Origin of the sequence: Lysobacter helvus (assembly GCF_018406645.1) — a bacterium.
Taxonomy (GTDB): Bacteria; Pseudomonadota; Gammaproteobacteria; order Xanthomonadales; family Xanthomonadaceae; genus Noviluteimonas; species Noviluteimonas caseinilytica.
The window spans coordinates 2,128,441-2,143,774 of sequence record NZ_AP024546.1; the positions used below are offsets into that span (position 1 = coordinate 2,128,441).

Annotated in this window: 18 protein-coding genes and 1 tRNA gene; 10 read left to right on the forward strand and 9 right to left on the reverse strand. The window is 68.4% G+C overall.

Annotation, left to right across the window (positions count from 1 at the left end):
• Position 1: 1 nt before the first annotated feature.
• Together LYSHEL_RS10355 and LYSHEL_RS10360 are read right to left on the reverse strand one after the other, a co-directional pair.
• Positions 2 to 1,312: an NRAMP family divalent metal transporter gene (locus LYSHEL_RS10355; RefSeq protein WP_213433965.1), complete on the reverse strand. Its 1,311-nt coding sequence runs from the start codon at positions 1,310 to 1,312 to the stop codon at positions 2 to 4.
• Positions 1,309 to 1,755 (reverse strand): potassium channel family protein, encoded by a 447-nt coding sequence (locus LYSHEL_RS10360; protein WP_213433966.1) that lies wholly within the window; start codon positions 1,753 to 1,755, stop codon positions 1,309 to 1,311. Before LYSHEL_RS10360 ends, LYSHEL_RS10355 begins: the two co-directional genes overlap by 4 nt.
• A gap of 186 nt (positions 1,756 to 1,941) precedes the next feature.
• Here LYSHEL_RS10360 and LYSHEL_RS10365 point away from each other — a divergent pair, with 186 nt between their 5' ends.
• Positions 1,942 to 2,373, forward strand: coding sequence for a hypothetical protein (locus LYSHEL_RS10365; protein ID WP_213433967.1), 432 nt, complete (start codon positions 1,942 to 1,944; stop codon positions 2,371 to 2,373).
• A 5-nt stretch (positions 2,374 to 2,378) separates the two neighbouring features.
• On the opposite strand, the gene LYSHEL_RS10370 is transcribed toward LYSHEL_RS10365, so the two are convergent.
• Positions 2,379 to 2,651: a hypothetical protein gene (locus tag LYSHEL_RS10370; protein ID WP_213433968.1), complete on the reverse strand. Its 273-nt coding sequence runs from the start codon at positions 2,649 to 2,651 to the stop codon at positions 2,379 to 2,381.
• A 125-nt stretch (positions 2,652 to 2,776) separates the two neighbouring features.
• Positions 2,777 to 2,852, reverse strand: a tRNA-Phe gene (locus LYSHEL_RS10375).
• A gap of 150 nt (positions 2,853 to 3,002) precedes the next feature.
• On the opposite strand from LYSHEL_RS10375, the gene LYSHEL_RS10380 reads away from it, so the two are divergent.
• A complete protein-coding gene (locus LYSHEL_RS10380) occupies positions 3,003 to 3,401 on the forward strand; it encodes a DUF6491 family protein (protein ID WP_213433969.1) in 399 nt (132 codons plus the stop codon).
• 9 nt (positions 3,402 to 3,410) lie between these two features.
• Here LYSHEL_RS10380 and LYSHEL_RS10385 read toward each other — a convergent pair whose 3' ends face one another.
• Genes LYSHEL_RS10385 through ftsY form a run of 4 tightly spaced genes read right to left on the reverse strand, consistent with a single transcriptional unit; the run spans position 3,411 to position 7,117 of the window.
• Positions 3,411 to 3,683 (reverse strand): oxidative damage protection protein, encoded by a 273-nt coding sequence (locus LYSHEL_RS10385; protein ID WP_213433970.1) that lies wholly within the window; start codon positions 3,681 to 3,683, stop codon positions 3,411 to 3,413.
• 1 nt (position 3,684) lies between these two features.
• Positions 3,685 to 4,722 carry an A/G-specific adenine glycosylase gene (mutY, locus tag LYSHEL_RS10390; RefSeq protein ID WP_244858507.1) on the reverse strand — a complete coding sequence of 346 codons (1,038 nt, stop codon included), beginning with the start codon at positions 4,720 to 4,722 and terminating at the stop codon, positions 3,685 to 3,687.
• Positions 4,719 to 5,966 carry an AsmA family protein gene (locus LYSHEL_RS10395; RefSeq protein ID WP_213433971.1) on the reverse strand — a complete coding sequence of 416 codons (1,248 nt, stop codon included), beginning with the start codon at positions 5,964 to 5,966 and terminating at the stop codon, positions 4,719 to 4,721. The genes mutY and LYSHEL_RS10395 overlap by 4 nt, the downstream gene beginning before the upstream one ends.
• Entirely contained in the window at positions 5,963 to 7,117 is a 1,155-nt protein-coding gene (gene ftsY, locus LYSHEL_RS10400) for a signal recognition particle-docking protein FtsY (protein WP_213433972.1), read from the reverse strand. Before ftsY ends, LYSHEL_RS10395 begins: the two co-directional genes overlap by 4 nt.
• 65 nt (positions 7,118 to 7,182) lie before the next feature.
• On the opposite strand from ftsY, the gene rsmD reads away from it, so the two are divergent.
• From rsmD to LYSHEL_RS10440, 8 genes are all read left to right on the forward strand, one after another.
• Positions 7,183 to 7,824, forward strand: coding sequence for a 16S rRNA (guanine(966)-N(2))-methyltransferase RsmD (gene rsmD, locus LYSHEL_RS10405; protein ID WP_244858509.1), 642 nt, complete (start codon positions 7,183 to 7,185; stop codon positions 7,822 to 7,824).
• Positions 7,825 to 7,831: 7 nt separating this feature from the next.
• Positions 7,832 to 8,332 carry a pantetheine-phosphate adenylyltransferase gene (coaD, locus tag LYSHEL_RS10410; RefSeq protein ID WP_213433974.1) on the forward strand — a complete coding sequence of 167 codons (501 nt, stop codon included), beginning with the start codon at positions 7,832 to 7,834 and terminating at the stop codon, positions 8,330 to 8,332.
• Positions 8,333 to 8,369: 37 nt separating this feature from the next.
• Positions 8,370 to 8,879, forward strand: a complete 510-nt coding sequence (locus LYSHEL_RS10415; protein ID WP_213433975.1) for a hypothetical protein — start codon at positions 8,370 to 8,372, stop codon at positions 8,877 to 8,879.
• 138 nt (positions 8,880 to 9,017) lie between these two features.
• Entirely contained in the window at positions 9,018 to 9,275 is a 258-nt protein-coding gene (locus LYSHEL_RS10420; RefSeq protein ID WP_213433976.1) for a YfhL family 4Fe-4S dicluster ferredoxin, read from the forward strand.
• A complete protein-coding gene (ggt, locus tag LYSHEL_RS10425) occupies positions 9,272 to 10,975 on the forward strand; it encodes a gamma-glutamyltransferase (protein WP_244858510.1) in 1,704 nt (567 codons plus the stop codon). The genes LYSHEL_RS10420 and ggt overlap by 4 nt, the downstream gene beginning before the upstream one ends.
• Positions 10,972 to 11,592, forward strand: coding sequence for a hypothetical protein (locus tag LYSHEL_RS10430; protein WP_213433977.1), 621 nt, complete (start codon positions 10,972 to 10,974; stop codon positions 11,590 to 11,592). The genes ggt and LYSHEL_RS10430 overlap by 4 nt, the downstream gene beginning before the upstream one ends.
• Positions 11,593 to 11,657: 65 nt before the next feature.
• A complete protein-coding gene (locus LYSHEL_RS10435; protein ID WP_213433978.1) occupies positions 11,658 to 12,548 on the forward strand; it encodes an MBL fold metallo-hydrolase in 891 nt (296 codons plus the stop codon).
• Positions 12,545 to 13,609, forward strand: a complete 1,065-nt coding sequence (locus LYSHEL_RS10440; protein WP_213498417.1) for a TMEM43 family protein — start codon at positions 12,545 to 12,547, stop codon at positions 13,607 to 13,609. The genes LYSHEL_RS10435 and LYSHEL_RS10440 overlap by 4 nt, the downstream gene beginning before the upstream one ends.
• A gap of 4 nt (positions 13,610 to 13,613) precedes the next feature.
• Here the strand turns inward: LYSHEL_RS10440 and LYSHEL_RS10445 are convergent, their stop codons facing one another.
• Positions 13,614 to 15,119, reverse strand: coding sequence for an aminotransferase class III-fold pyridoxal phosphate-dependent enzyme (locus LYSHEL_RS10445; protein WP_213433980.1), 1,506 nt, complete (start codon positions 15,117 to 15,119; stop codon positions 13,614 to 13,616).
• Positions 15,120 to 15,334: the final 215 nt, after the last annotated feature.

Here is a 15,334-nt window from a genome sequence, read left to right on the forward strand (position 1 = left end):
TCTACCCCGGCGTGACCGTACCGATCCAGCTCCATGCGAGCGCAGCGATGCATCCGAGGATCAGCACGATGCTTGTCCAGCCAGCGATCACCGAGCCTCCGCCCGATCGCGCATCGCCCATGATCTGCGGATCGCGCGCCAGCAGCTGGAGTGCGATGACGTGCAGCGGCAGCATCACCGCGTTCACCACCTGGCTGCTGTAGATCAGCGGGACGAGGGGCAAGTCGGGCAGGGACACGATGCTGGCCGCGGCCGCCGTCAGCACCACGAACGCGACGTAGAAGATCCGGAAATGGCGTGCGTCCAGGTCCAGCGACGCCGGGGAGCCGACACCTTCGGCAATCGAGTACGCCGTCGCGAGCGGCACGATGGCCGCGGCCAGGAGCGCTGCGCCCAGCAATCCGACGCCGAACAACACCGTCGCGAACGAACCGGCGAGCGGGCGCAATGCGGCGGCGGCATCGCTCGCCTCGTTGATGTGCACGCCCGCACGATGCAACGTCGCGGCGCAGGCAACGGCGATGGCAATGCCGATCAGGCCGGTCAGCAGGGAACCGATGACGACGTCGACGCGTTCCCAGCGCAGGTTGGCGAGCGTGATCTTCTTGTCGACGGCGTAGGACTGGATGAAGGCCAGGCCCCAGGGCGCAAGCGTCGTGCCCAGGGTGGCGGCGACCGCGATCCATCCGATCGCATCGCGCGGAAGATGCGGCACGAGCGCGTGATGGAAGACCTGCGACCAGTCCGGCTTCGCGAGGATGCCATCGACCAGGTACAGGCCCAGCGTCGCCGAGATGACCAGCAGGACGCGTTCCACGCGATGGAACGAACCGAGGACGACGACCAGGCAGATCAGCACCGCGGCCAGCGGCGTACTGATCCATGGCGGGATCCCGACGAGCGAACACGCGGCGGAAATGCCCGCGTACTCCGCGCAGATGGTCCCGAAGTTCGCAAACACGAGACCGACCACCGCGGCATAGCCCCATCGGTGTCCCCAGCGATCGCGAATGACGCCGACGAATCCCTTGCCCGTCGCTGCACCGATCCGCATCGCCATCATGTGGAACTGCACGAGCAGCACCGTCGATGCGGGAATGATCCATAACAGCAGATAGCCGTGGTCGGTCCCCAGGACGGAATACGTGGTGATGCCGGCCGGGTCGTCGTCCGAAAGGCCTGCCAGCAAACCCGGTCCGAGCACGGCGAGGAAGGCAGCAAACGCACCCACCCCCTCGGCGCGAAGCCGGGCGAAGCGGCGCGCGACGCCACGTCGATGGTGCGCGACCACGTGCGGCGGTCGGTCCGTCACCGATCCTTCCAGTTCTGCGACATCTCGTAATAGGTGAACGTGGCCGACCAGGCAATCAGGAACAACCCGAGCACGGCCTCCGTCCCGGCGATGAAGCGGATGGCGCCGTGCGGGGCGACGTCCCCGAACCCGACGGTGGAGAACGTCATCGCCGACAGGTAGACGTTCTCGAGCAGCCCGCCGTCGGCGGCGCCCGTGACGCCGCCTGCGCCCGGCAGGGCGAGGCATGCCCAGTACGCGGCGCCGAACATCCAGATTTCGGTGATGTGCAGCAGCAGCGCACCGACCACGGCGTACAGCACGCGGCGACGTCGCGCATGGGGTTGCGTCGACAGGCGTCGCGCAAGCCAGTTGAGTCCCTCGTAGTGCAATCCCACGGCCATGCCGACCGTCAGCACCGTCACCAGCACCACGATCACATTGACATGGACATCAGGCGCCATTGGGGGCTTCCCGGCATTGATGCGCGAGCTTAGCGCGCCGCGGCGCATGCGGGCGTTCGCCGGAATTATTCTGATTGGGACGGGGTCGCGTCCCGGCTACTGTCAGGTGGCCGCCCCTCGACGCGCGTACATGACCCGACGACATCACCCAGGCTGGTGCGACGCACAGGACCGAGGCGCAACACGATGATGCGATTCGACGTTCGCGTGCCCGCCTGGCTGGCCGCAACGGCCTCGACCCTGTTGCTCGTCGCATGCACGGGCAACGATGCGGCGGTGAAGCGCATCGGACACCTCACGCAAGCCCAGCTCGCCCATGCGTTCTGCACGGTCGATGCGCTTCCCGACGACAGCAGGCTCCAGGATGCGCAGATGCCGGCCGAGTTTGGCGCGTTGGGCGCAACGCGCTTGCGGCGTCGCGGTCACGTGGCGTCGCTGCGCGTGTCCGGTGCGGTCGACGACCTCGTGTGGTTGGAATTCATCAACGTCGGCCGCGCCGATGCGAAAAAAACGATCCAGTTGATCCCGGGCGAGGGGAAGACCGCCCGGACGTTGTGGGAAGCGCCAGCGGATTTCACTTGCGCGTCGACCACCAATGCGTTCGCGGGCAAGCGCTGAGGCGGTCAGCGAAGTCGGGCGACGTCCATGACCAGGCGTGCGAATTCATCGTCCGAAGTGCCGACGGGCGCGTAGGTGGCGATGTTCATCCAGCGACCATCGCGCAGCGCGGCTTCGAGCATGTGCCGGCAGTAGGTGACGCGTTCGCCGGAAGGCTGCTCCAGCGCCATCTGGAACTCGGGGCGGCCCATCAGCACGCGTTGCGCATGGTGGGGCCCACCCACGAACAGCACCTCGACCAATCCGGAGAGGGACCCGCCATGTCGATCGTCTGCCATGGGGCGTTGTCGCACATGGTCAGACCGTCGCCGTGAATTCGTCCGGCGAAACATTCAGCATGCTGAGCGATGGCCGAAAAAAAGCCCGCAACCAGTGCGGGCTTTTTCCAATCGATTTGAACCGCTGGTGGCCGGGGAGGGAATCGAACCCCCGACACGGGGATTTTCAATCCCCTGCTCTACCAACTGAGCTACCCGGCCAGCGAGCCCGGCATGATACGGATGCGACCCGGCCCGGGCAAGCCGGATGTTGGCTGAATGCTCGTGCGGATCACCCCTTCCGCGATGCGATGGCAGGCGCATGATCCGGCCAGCGGCCTCGAGCGAGGCCGCCACCACAGGGAGGACGCCATGAAAGGGATCCATTGGACACTGGCCGCGGGCATCGCCGCGGCGGCGCTGCTCGCAGGCTGCGCTTCCAGCCAGACGAAGGCCGAGAAACTCGCGATGTACCAGGCGCATGCCAGCGCGCCCGTCAAGCAGGTGCCGTTCTTCAGCCCGCAGGGCTGGGAGGAAATCGACCGCGACCACGTCCTCGTGACGATGCGGCCGACCGAGGTGTACCTGATGCGCTTGAACGGCCCGTGCCTGGATTACGACAACGGTGCGGCCGCGATGCTGATCAGCAACACCGCCGGCGTCATCCAGCCGAAGTTCGACCGGGTGAGTTTCCCCAACTCGTCGATGAGCTGCCGCATCGAGGAAATCCGCCAGGTCGACATGACGGCGGTGCGCGACACCAAGGCCTGACGATCGGCCTCAGGCGTCCGGCGCGACGTAACCCTCGGGTTTCGTCGCGCCGCCGCCGAACAGGAATTTCTCCATCTCGGCCTCCAGCTGCGCGCGATGCTTCGGGTCCAGCGGCGACAGGCGGTTTTCGTTGATCACCATCGTCTGGTGCGCGAGCCACCGCTGCCAGGCCGGCTTGCCGACGTGTTCGAACACGCGCTTGCCCAACGCGCCGGGCCACGGCACGAAATCCAGGCCTTCGGTTTCCACCTGGTCGACGTCGCAGAACACGGTACGGGGCATGTCATGGCTCCAATAGTTTGCGGACCGGCGCGGGCAGGCCCAGCGCGGGCAGGGCGTCGCGCGCGATCCAGCGGAAGTGCTCGCCGGGATTATCGCGCGCCGTGGCGTTGCGCCAGCGCAACGGCTGGATCTGCAACCGGTAATGGGTGAAGCCGTGCGCGACGGGGGCCAGCGTTTCGGCCGCGTCGTAATCCGCATCCACGTGCGCGCCGAGCCATTCGCGCGCGGGCGCGTGGTCGGCGTGTTCGGGGAAGGACCACAGGGAGCCCCAGATACCGGCGGGCGGGCGGCGCTGCAGCAGCACGCGGCCTTCGGCATCCTCGATCCACAACATCAACGCGCGCCGCTCGGGCAGCGGCTTGCCGGGCTTGGGCGTCGGCAATTCGGCGACGCGGCCGGTGCGCAGCGCGACGCAATCGTGCTGCAGCGGACACAACACGCACGCCGGGTCCGCGCGCGTGCACAGCGTCGCACCGAAATCCATCTGCGCCTGCGTGTAGTCGGCCAGGCGCGCGTGCGGGAGCTGCGCGTCGGCAATCGCCCACATCGCCTTTTCGACCGCGGGCAAGCCCGGCCACCCCTCGATGCCATGCGCGCGCGCGAGCAGGCGTTTGACGTTGCCATCGAGGATCGGGAAACGATCGCCCCACGCCTGCGACAGGATCGCGCCTGCGGTGCTGCGGCCGATGCCGGGCAGGGCGTGCAGCGCATCGAAATCGCGCGGCAGCTCGCCGCCGTGTCGTTCGACGCAGATGCGCGCCGCGGCATGCAGGTTGCGCGCGCGGGCGTAGTAACCCAGGCCCGCCCAGAGCGCGATCACGTCGTCGAGCGGCGCGGCGGCGAGCGCGCGCACGTCGGGCAGGGCGGCGACGAAGCGTTCGAAATACGGGATGACGACGCGCACCTGCGTCTGCTGCAGCATCACTTCCGACAACCACACGCGATACGGCGCGCGCGGATGCTGCCAGGGCAAATCGTGGCGGCCCGAGACGTCGAACCACGCAAGCAACAAGTCGGCGAAACGCGCCTCGATGGTCACGGCGCGGCGGTATCCAGTGCGGGATCGTCGATGCGCACGTCCACGCCTTCCAGCGTTGCGCCGCCGATCTCGAGCGTCGGCGTGTGCGCGGTGCCGGACAGCGGCGGCAACGGCGACGTCGCATCCGCATCGATCCAGGCGAGCACTTCCGGCAAGCGGAAACGCGCGTCGACGGCGGTGGCATCGCGCTTCAATTGCAAGCGCGCGATGTCGGAGAAATCGAACGGGCCGGCGTAATCGAGCACGAACGGCAGCGGCGACGTCGACTGCCCGATCGGCGGCGGCAACACGGGCCAGGCGTCGGGCCACGTGGCGAGCGTGCCATCGAGGTGCAGCGACGCGGCGTTCGTCCACGCGAACGCGGCACGTGCGTCGAAATCCGGCACGACATCGTCACCGCGCAACGCGACACCGGCCGGCGACAACGCCACCGTGCCATTGCGAACGCGCAGCGGGCCATTCATTGCGAACACGAAGGGCAGGTCCGTCTTGTCCTGCGTGTAGCGCGATACGAGCGACAGCCGCAGCGGCACGATCCGGAGGCCGTCGCCCAGTTGCAACGGACCACGCGCATTCAAGCGCGCGACCAGCTTGCGTTGCGGCTGTTCCAGCGACACATCGCCGCGCACCGTGACCTGCGCGCCACTCGCCGGCCGCGTGGCATCCACGCGCAGCGCGAACGGCACGCGCGTGGTGCCTTGCACGAAGCGGCCCTTCGTTGTCGCTTCCAGCGCACGCTCCGGCATCCAGCGCGGGACGTCGAGCGCATCGATGTCCACGGACCACCCCGCACCGACGACGCGCCCATCGCGCACCTGCAGGCCATCGGAGAGCGTCGGCATCTTCGTTTCGCTCGGCGGCAGCGACGCGAGCCACTGCTGCATCGCCACCACGTCGATCACCGGCGCATCGAGTTCGACGCGGGTGAACGCGAGCGTTGCGCCACGGCTGCGCACCGTCGACCACGGCACGGCCACGCTCACGCGCTTCGCATGCAGCACCGCGGTCTTCGCGCCCGGCACGCGCGCATCCACTTCACGCAGCACGAGTTGCGGGCCACCGCGCAAGCGATATTCGGCGGTGCCGTCCGACGTGATCTGCAGCCCCAGCGCGGAGCCGATTTGCGACAACACCAGCGAGGCCACGCGTTGCGGCCGCGATATCCAATGGAGCGCGACGACGGCGAGCAGCAACAGCGCCGCCGACACCAGCAGCCAGCGGCGTGCGCGCAGGGAGATCGTCACGCGCCGCCGAGGGCTTCCGGCAACAGCGCGTCCACGAAGGATTCCGCGTCGAACACGCGCAGGTCCTCCGGGCGTTCGCCGATGCCCGCATAGCGGATCGGGATGCCGAATTCGCGTGCGAGCGCGAACACCACGCCACCCTTCGCCGTGCCGTCGAGCTTGGTGACGACGAGCCCCGTCACCGTGACCGCGGCATTGAACTGGCGCAGCTGCGACAAGGCGTTCTGCCCGGTCGTGCCGTCGATCACCATCAGCACTTCATGCGGCGCGGTGGGATCGATCTTGCCGAGCACGCGGCGGATCTTGCCCAGTTCCGCCATCAGGCCCTGCTGCGTGTGCAGGCGGCCGGCGGTGTCGGCGATCAGGACTTCGACGCCCCGCGCCTTCGCGGCCTGCAGCGCATCGAATGCGACGGATGCCGCATCCGCGTTCTGGCCCTGCGCGATCACCGGCACGTCGTTGCGTTCGCCCCAGGCCTGCAACTGCGCGACCGCGGCGGCGCGGAACGTATCGCCGGCGGCGAGCATCAGGCTGCGCTTCTCGTCGCGGAAGCGGCGCGCGAGCTTGCCGATGGTGGTGGTCTTGCCCACGCCGTTGACGCCGACGGTGAGCACCACGAAGGGCTTGGCATCGCGATCGATCACCAGCGGCACGGCGACCGGCGCGAGCATCGCGATCAGTTCGTGGCGCAGCGCGCGCAGCATCGCGGTCGCGTCTTCGAACTCGCGGCGCTTCATGCGCTGGCGCAGGCCTTCGAGCAGCTGCGTCGTCGCGGCCACGCCGACATCGGCGGTGAGCAGCGCGGTTTCCACTTCATCGAGCAGGTCGTCGTCGAGCTTCGGGTTGCGCGAGAACAAGCCGCCGAGGCTCTTCGCGAAGGCGCTGCCGCGCAGGCGTTCGCGCCAGCCGGTTTTCCCGGCGGCGGCCGCGGGCAATGCGTTGGCGTCGATCGGGTCGGGCGCGCGGGCCGGCGCTTCGGGCGGCGCGACGTCGGGCACGACATCGGGCGCCACGTCGGTGGCGACGGGCGTGGCCTGGAAAGGATCGTCGACGGGCGCGCCTTCGAACGGCGAAGGTGCGGGCGCCTCGGTCGGCGCGGGCACGGCGGCGTCGGCGGGGGCGTCGGGTTTGTTGCGGCGGAACCAACGCATCTGGCCGGGGCACGTCGATGGTGGAGAATGGCCGGCATGGTAGCACCGGCCCCCGAGCGTCCCCGATGAAACACCGCGCGCCCGCACCCCGCAACACGCCCGCGCAGCCCACCGGCAGCGTGCGCATCGTGGGCGGCCGCTGGCGCGGGACGAAGCTGCCGGTGCTCGATCGTCCCGGCCTGCGCCCCACGTCCGATCGCGTGCGCGAAACGCTGTTCAACTGGCTGATGCCGAAGCTGCCGGGTGCGCGCGTGCTGGACCTGTTCGCGGGCACCGGCGCGCTGGGGCTGGAGGCGCTCTCGCGCGGCGCGGACCATGCGGTGCTGGTCGAACACGACCGCGACATCGCCGACCACCTGCGCGCCAGCGCGACGCGCCTGCAGGCGCAGGACATCGCCGAGATCGTGCAGGCCGACGCGCTGGCCTGGCTGCACGCGCAGCCGGAAGGCGCGTTCGACATCGCCTTCGTCGATCCGCCCTTCGACGCCAACCTGTGGGGCGGGGTGATGCCCGTACTGGTGCGTTGCCTGCGGCCGGATGCCTGGCTCTATGTCGAGCAACCGCTGGCGGGCGCGGTCGACCTGCCGGCCGGCTGGCGCCTGCACCGCGAAGGCCGCACGCGCGAAACCCGGCACGCGCTGTACCGCCGCGACGCGGCGACGGACGCTGATACACTCGCGCCCGAGCCAGTCCCGGCCGGAACGTAGCCCCCGAATGAGCGTCGCCACCCGCATCGCGGTCTATCCCGGCACGTTCGATCCGATCACGAACGGGCACGTCGACCTCGTCGATCGCGCCGCGCCCCTGTTCGAACGCCTCATCGTCGGCGTGGCGCAGAGCCCGGGCAAAGGCCCCGCGCTGCCGCTCGAACTGCGCGTGGACCTGGCCAAGTCCGCGTTGTCGGCCTTCCCCAACGTCGAAGTCCTGGGCTTTTCCGGCCTGCTCGCGCATTTCGTGCGCGACCTGGGCGCCGGCGTGCTGCTGCGCGGGCTGCGCGCGGTGTCGGACTTCGAGTACGAATTCCAGCTGGCGAGCATGAACCGCCACCTCATCCCCGAGGTGGAAACCCTGTTCCTGACGCCGGCCGAACAATACGGCTTCATTTCGTCGTCGCTCGTGCGCGAGATCTCCCGCCTCGGCGGGGATGTCTCGGGCTTCGTGCCGGCGGCCGTCGCCGCCGCGTTGCAGGCAGAATGGCAACGCACTTCCACTTGATCGATTCGCTTACTTGCGTCCTATGGGGGACACACCGATGCGCAACCTGACCACCACGCTCCACCGCACCGCCACCATCGCGCTGCTCGCGCTGTTCGCCTTCGGCCTTGCGGCCTGCAAGAAGGAAGAAGCGCCGAAGGCTGCCGCCGCCGCGCCGGTCACCGCGCCGAAGGACGGCAACGAGAACGCCTGGCAGGCCTACGCCAGCGATGTCGTCAAGCGCAACATGGACGGCGTCACCAACAGCCCGTACGTGTACTTCCTGCCGGAAGAAAGCTCCGCCGACTTCCAGGGCCAGTACGACGCGCAGCTGGACAAGGTCAAGACCGACATCACCCGCGGCATCCTCGAAGGCAACATGCTCGCCTTCGTGTCGCCGGCCTCGGCCAAGATGGCCGACCTGGTCACCGCCGCGTTCACCGGCATCGAGCCCAACACGATGAAGGGCGTCAAGGTCCTTTTCATCGGCCAGGCCGCCGACAGCGAGCGCGTCAAGGCCGCCGTCGCACCGGCCGGCGTCACCTACGTGTTCGTCGAAGCCAAGTGACGGATCGGCGCGTCGCCGCATCGCGGCGACGCCCTTGCCGATCCGTCATCCCCGCGAAGGCGGGGATCCAGACGGTTGCGACGCCACCTTCTGGATTCCCGCCTTCGCGGGAATGACGAGCAAAGAGCACCAACGATCATGTCCCTCCGCATCACCGAAACCTGCGTCAACTGCGACGTCTGCGAGCCGGTGTGCCCGAACAAGGCGATCACGCAGGGCGAGTCGATCTACGTGATCGATCCGATGCGCTGCACCGAATGCGTGGGCCATTACGACGAACCGCAATGCGTCGTCGTCTGCCCGGTCGAATGCATCGACCCCGATCCGTCCCATCCCGAATCCAACGAGCAGTTGCTGTCCAAGCTGCTGCGACTCCAACAGGAAGACGCCCGATGATGTTGCGTTCCGCCTTGACCGGCCTGCTGCTGTGCGTCGGCTTCACCGCACTTCCCGCACCGGCCGCCGAGGCGAAGCAGGCAGCCCATCCGCCGGGCGCGGCGATCGCCAGCGGGCATGCGCTCGCCACCGAAGCCGGGTTCGAAGCGCTGCGCCAGGGCGGCAATGCGTTCGACGCCGCGGTGGCCACGTCGGCCGCCTTGTCGGTCGTCGAGCCGATTTCTTCCGGCATCGGCGGCGGCGGCTTCTTCCTGCTGCACGACGCGAAGACCAACCGCGACGTCTTCATCGACGCACGCGAGACCGCGCCCGAATCCGCGACGATGCAGGCCTTCCTTGATCCGAAGGGCGAGCTCGACCGCGACCGCGCCGAAAACGGCCCGTGGTCCGCCGGCATCCCCGGCCTGCCGGCCGCGCTGGTGCACATCGCGTCGAAGTACGGAAAGCTGCCGCTGCGCACCACGCTCGCCCCGGCGATCCGCCTCGCGCGCGAAGGCTTCCCCGTCTACGACCGCCTCGCGCGCGGCTATCGCAGCCGCAGCGACGTGATGGAACGCTACGCCGGTACGCGCGCGGTGTACCTGGCCGACGGCGATCCGCCGGAAGTCGGCGAAATCCTCAAGCAGCCCGAACTCGCGCACACGCTCGAACTGCTCGCGCAGAAGGGCTTCGACGGCTTCTATCGCGGCGAAACGGCGGACAAGCTCGTCGCGGGCGTCAAGGCCGAAGGCGGCCACTGGACCGCGAAGGAACTCGCCGCCTACCAGGTGCGCGAACGCGAACCGCTGCGCTTCAAGTACCGCGACTGGGACATCGTCACCGCGCCGCCGCCGTCGTCGGGCGGCATCGCGCTGGCGGAAATCCTGCAGATGGTGTCCGGCTGGGACCTGCGCAAACTCGACGACGCGCATCGCACGCACATCGTCGTGGAAGCGATGCGCCGCGCGTTCCGCGATCGCACGATCTACCTGGGCGATCCGGACTTCGTCACCGTGCCGCTGTCGCGCCTGATGGATCCGAACTACGCCGCGGGCCTGCGCGCGTCCATCCATCCGGAGAAGGCGACGCCGAGCGACCTGTTCGACGCCAAGCCCGCGCCGCTGGAAGACGACGAGACCACGCACTTCGCGATCATCGACCGCGACGGCAACCGCGTCAGCACCACGCAGACCGTCAATCTGCTGTACGGCTCGGGCATGGTCGTGCCGGGCACGGGCGTGCTGCTCAACGACGAGATGGATGATTTCGCGCTGCGCCCGGGCACGCCGAATGCGTTCGGCGTGATGGGCTTCGACAAGAACGCGCCGAAGCCGGGCAAGCGCATGCTCAGCTCGATGACGCCGACGTTCCTGCAATCGAAGGACAAGGTGATCGCCGTCGGCGCGCCGGGCGGCAGCCGCATCATCACCGAGGTGCTGCTGGCGATCCTCGGGTACGACGATGGCCTCACGCCGCAGCAGGTGGCCGCTTTGCCGCGCTATCACCACCAGTGGTATCCCGATGTCATCTCGGCGGAGAAGGGCGCCCTGAAGCCCGACGTCGTCGAGGCGTTGAGGAAGATGGGCCACACCGTCAACGACGCCGAACCGATCTGGGGCAACGTGCAGACGGTGGAATGGAACCGCGCGACCAACACGCTGTCCGGCGCAAGCGATCCGCGCCATCCCGAAGGCAAGGGCGAGGCGAGGGCGCAGCCGTGACCGACGATCCGTCGAAGCGTCCCGAGCGCAAGCCTGCGCTGCACACGGTGCCGGCGATCCTCACGGGCGCCGCGGCGTTGATCGCGTCGCTCACCGCGGTGTACGTGAACGTGCGCGGCGATCGCGCACCGCAACCCGTCGTGCAACAGGCGCAAGCCGTCGCGCCCGCCGCGCCCGCGAAAACCACCGAAGCCCAGCCCGCGCCGGCGAAGGCGATCGACAAGTTCACGTTGCGCGTGGATCGCATCGCGGTCGAGCACGACGGTTCGCCCGGCACCACCGACTGGCGTTTCGTCGTGGAAGCCGACGACGAACCGCTGTTCGCCTTCGCGCAGCCCGGCCTGGACGACACCGGCGGCATGAACGTCGCGCGCCCGAAGGAAGCCGACGGCACGCTGCGCCTGGCAGGCAAGCCCGGCGCGCGCATCGTGGTGAAGGGCTGGCGCGGCCGGATGATCTTCGGCGGTGGCGGCGCACCGGACGTCTCCGGTGAAGGCCGGCTCTCCGCCAGCGGCACCATCGGCCCGATCCGGGTGGATGCGCCGCACGCCAACCCCAAGGCCTTGCCCCAGGCCGGCGCGTTCGTGTTCTTCCTGTCCGCCGATCCGGCCGAATAACGCTTCGCTAGCAGCGCGTCGCGCCCACGGCGCTAGAATCGCCGCACTCCGCAAGGCGCGTGGCGATGAAACTCTGGTCGATCCTCGGCAACTCGCAAAAACTGGACGGCGGCGCGATGTTCGGCAATGCGCCGCGCGCGCTCTGGTCGCGCTGGTCCGCGCCCGACGACGCCAACCGCATCGCGCTGGCCTGCCGCGCGCTGCTCGCCAGCCCGCTCAACGGCAAGACCGTGTTGTTCGAAACGGGCATCGGCGCGTTCTTCGAACCGAAACTGCGCGAACGCTACGGCGTGGTGGAAGACCGCCACGTGCTGCTCGAGTCGCTGCGCGCGGCGGGCTTCGAACATGACGACATCGACGTGGTCGTGTTGTCGCACCTGCACTTCGATCATGCGGGCGGCTTGCTTGCACCGTGGGTGGAAGGCCGTTCGCCGGAACTGTTGTTCCCGAACGCGACGTACCTGGTGAGCCGCGATTGCTGGGACCGCGCGCGCGATCCGCATCCGCGCGACCGCGCGAGCTTCATCCCGGAATTGCAGGGGCTGCTGGAAGCAAGCGGTCGGCTGGAGATCGTCGAAGGCGAGTACGCGAAAGCACTCGGCAAGACGGTGCGATTCCATTACAGCGACGGGCACACGCCGGGCTTGATGCTCGGCGAGATCGTCGGGCCCGACATGGTCAACGGCGAACCGCATGGCGGCGTGGTGTTCTGCGCCGACCTGATTCCCGGTCGCCCGTGGGTGCACGTGCCGATCACGATGGGCTACGACCGCAACGCGGAATTGCTGATCGACGAGAAGCGCGCGTTCCTGGAGGACAAGCTCGCGCGGAACGTCCATCTGTTCTTCACCCACGACCCGGCGTGCGCGCTGGCGCAGGTGACGCGCGACGCGGCCGGCAAGTTCGGCACCACGCACGAAGTCGCAGCCCTGCACGCGCGGGCGCTCGCGGCATGACGCCAACATCGATCTCCTCCCCCTGCGGGGGAGGCCGGGAGGGGGCAGCCCGGTCGCGTCGCACCTGGACGTGGCTCTTCGCGCTCCTCGTCGCGCTGCTCCCGCTCCTCGCATTCGCGCAGGAAAACGACCCCGTCACCGATGCCGTCGCGCGCGACCGCGAGTTCGGCGTCACCGCGCGGCACTTCGGCCTCGAACGCCGCGTGTCGATGTACCAGTGGCGCGCGAAGGGCGCGGGCTACGAACGCGTCTGGAGCGAAGCCCCCATCGACTCGACGGGCTATGCGCCGGGCCACGACAACCCCGAGTTCCCGCTGCGCAGCCGCCGCTGGCTCGCCGAGCGCGTGACGCTCGACGACAAGCCGCTCGATCGCAGCGTGATCGAACAGTTCGGCCAGTGGCGCACGTTCCGCCCGAATTTCTCGGCGTTGCCCGGCAACCTCGCCGCCACGTTCCAGCCGGAAGGCGATGGCCTCGGCAGCGCGGAGAATCCGCTGGATCCGCAAGTCGGCGACCTGCGCATCGGCTGGCGCGAACTGACGCTACCGCCGTTGCAGGGCCGCGTGGAGTTGTCGCGCGGCACGTGGTTCCCGATCGCGGGCGATCCGATCAACGATCCCGCGCCGTTGGCTGCGCCGGAATCGAATCCCTCGATGATTCGCATGACAGTCATCGCGACGAAAACGACGCTGCTGTTCGCAGGCCTGCATGCCTTGCTGCTGCTCGGCCTCACCGCGCAGGTCGTGCGTTGGCGCGTGCGTTCCCGCGTCGGCATCGGGCTCGGCGACAACACCGACCTGGCACGCTGGGTCCGCGTGCATGGCAACTTCACCGAATACGTCCCGCTGACGCTGCTGCTGATGGCGTTGCTGGAACTCAGTGGGTTCCCGCGTCAATGGCTGTTTGCCGGCGGCTGCACGTTGCTGCTGGGCCGCGTGCTGCACGCGTTTGGCCTGTCGCGTTACCAGGGCACGTCGTTCGGCCGCCTGGTCGGCATGGTGCTGACGTTGACGGCGTTGGGGAGCGCGGCCATCGCCGCGCTCTGGATGTCCATGCAGTAAAGGGTTACGCCGCAGCTTGCTGCTGCTGCTTCGGCCCTTCCAGCAACGCGCGCTTGACCATCGCGATCAGCAGGTCGATCTCTTCGCTCGTCACGCCGAAGTGCGGCGTGAAGCGCAGCGAGTTCAGGCCACCATGGATCACGCCGAGGCCGCGCTCGCGCAACCATTCTTCGGTCGAACCCACGCCGTAGCCCTTGAACTGCGGCGCCAGTTCGCACGAGAACAGCAGGCCCGTGCCCTGGACCTTGGTGATCAGGCCACCGAGTTCGACCTTCAGCGCTTCCAGCTTCGCGATCGCTTCCTTGCCGCGCTCGCGGATGTTGGTGCGCAGCGCGGGCGTGAACTCGTGGAGCACCGCCACGGCGACTTCGAGCGCGCGCGGGTTGCTGGTCATCGTGTTGCCGTAGGTGCCGGCGCGATACAACTTTTCCGCGCGCTCGGTGACGGCCACGACCGACAGCGGGTACTGGGCGGCGTTGAGCGCCTTCGAGTAGGTTTCCATGTCCGGCGCTTCCAGGCCTTCGAAGCCCGGGTAGTCGACGATCGACAGCACGCCGTTGGCGCGCAGGCCGGCCTGGATGGAGTCGACGAGGAACATCGAACCATGCGACTTGGTGAGCTCGCGCGCGGCGGCGTAGAACGCCGGCGGCACGCTGCGGCCCGGGTCGCCTTCGCCCATCACCGGTTCCAGGAACATCGCTTCGATGAACCAGTTGTTGGCGTCGGCATCGGCGAACACTTGCTTGAGCGCGTCGATGTCGTACGGCTCCACCGTGAGCACGGAGTCTTCGCCGCGGAAGCTGGCGAGGTGCTGCAGGTAGTTCTTGCGCGAGGAATCCGAATACAGCGCCGGGCGCTCGGTGCGGCCGTGGAAGCTGCCCTTGACGACGACGCGCTTGATCGCGCGGCCGGCGTACTTGGCGCCCGGATCGGTCATCAGCTTGCTGTTGACGTCGGCGATGCGCGCGGCGAGCGAGACGGATTCGGACCCCGAGTTGAGGCACAGGAACTTGGTGTACGGCGAACCACCGCGCGTATGGCCGATCTCCTTGCGCATGGCGCGGTCGAAGCGCAGCTGCGCCACGTTGGGCGTCATGATGTTGGCCATCGCCTGCGGGCGCGCCATCGCTTCCAGCACGGCCTTCGGCGTGTGGCCCAGGCCCAGCATCCCGTAGCCGCCGGAGTCGTGCAGCACGGCGCCCTTCAGCGTGACCACCCACGGGCCGCGCGCGGCGAGGGCGATGTACGGGTTCACCGCATCCATCGAATAGAAATTGACGAAGCCGGCCTGCACGGTGCGCAGCTGCGCGTCTTCGTCCATGTCCAGCAGTTCGGGGAACTCGGCACGGACGCGCGCGTATTCCTCGGCGGCGGCGGCGATGGCGTCCACGAGGTCCGGGTGGGTCGGCGCGAAGCGCTGCAGCGTCGCTTCGTCCAGGCCCTGCGTGCGTCGCGCACCGGCATGGGCGCGAAGGGGGGCGAGGGGGGCGAGCAGGGCGGTGGCGGTCATGGCGGCCTCACTTGGGACAGGCTGGAAATGAAAACTGCGCGGTGTGCGCCGCGCAGCGTGGGAAATCCCGGGATGAACCAACAATGGGTTGATTTAACGAGCAATTTCAAAAACTTGCGCGATTCTACCACCCCGATTCCGGCGATATAACCCCCAAAAACCCCGCAAGAACCGACAAAGCGACGCGCGGCTACACTGTGCGGCCTCGAAAACCC

Bases quoted from the DNA above. Each gene is read 5' to 3' on its own strand.
- LYSHEL_RS10360 (WP_213433966.1), bottom strand. From the start codon at position 1,755: ATGGCGCCTGATGTCCATGTCAATGTGATCGTGGTGCTGGTGACGGTG.
- LYSHEL_RS10440 (WP_213498417.1), top strand. From the start codon at position 12,545: ATGACGCCAACATCGATCTCCTCCCCCTGCGGGGGAGGCCGGGAGGGG.
- LYSHEL_RS10435 (WP_213433978.1), top strand. From the start codon at position 11,658: ATGAAACTCTGGTCGATCCTCGGCAACTCGCAAAAACTGGACGGCGGC.
- LYSHEL_RS10445 (WP_213433980.1), bottom strand. From the start codon at position 15,119: ATGACCGCCACCGCCCTGCTCGCCCCCCTCGCCCCCCTTCGCGCCCAT.
- LYSHEL_RS10420 (WP_213433976.1), top strand. From the start codon at position 9,018: ATGTCCCTCCGCATCACCGAAACCTGCGTCAACTGCGACGTCTGCGAG.
- rsmD (WP_244858509.1), top strand. From the start codon at position 7,183: ATGAAACACCGCGCGCCCGCACCCCGCAACACGCCCGCGCAGCCCACC.
- LYSHEL_RS10385 (WP_213433970.1), bottom strand. From the start codon at position 3,683: ATGCCCCGTACCGTGTTCTGCGACGTCGACCAGGTGGAAACCGAAGGC.
- LYSHEL_RS10380 (WP_213433969.1), top strand. From the start codon at position 3,003: ATGAAAGGGATCCATTGGACACTGGCCGCGGGCATCGCCGCGGCGGCG.
- LYSHEL_RS10370 (WP_213433968.1), bottom strand. From the start codon at position 2,651: ATGGCAGACGATCGACATGGCGGGTCCCTCTCCGGATTGGTCGAGGTG.
- coaD (WP_213433974.1), top strand. From the start codon at position 7,832: ATGAGCGTCGCCACCCGCATCGCGGTCTATCCCGGCACGTTCGATCCG.
- ggt (WP_244858510.1), top strand. From the start codon at position 9,272: ATGATGTTGCGTTCCGCCTTGACCGGCCTGCTGCTGTGCGTCGGCTTC.
- LYSHEL_RS10415 (WP_213433975.1), top strand. From the start codon at position 8,370: ATGCGCAACCTGACCACCACGCTCCACCGCACCGCCACCATCGCGCTG.
- LYSHEL_RS10365 (WP_213433967.1), top strand. From the start codon at position 1,942: ATGATGCGATTCGACGTTCGCGTGCCCGCCTGGCTGGCCGCAACGGCC.
- ftsY (WP_213433972.1), bottom strand. From the start codon at position 7,117: ATGCGTTGGTTCCGCCGCAACAAACCCGACGCCCCCGCCGACGCCGCC.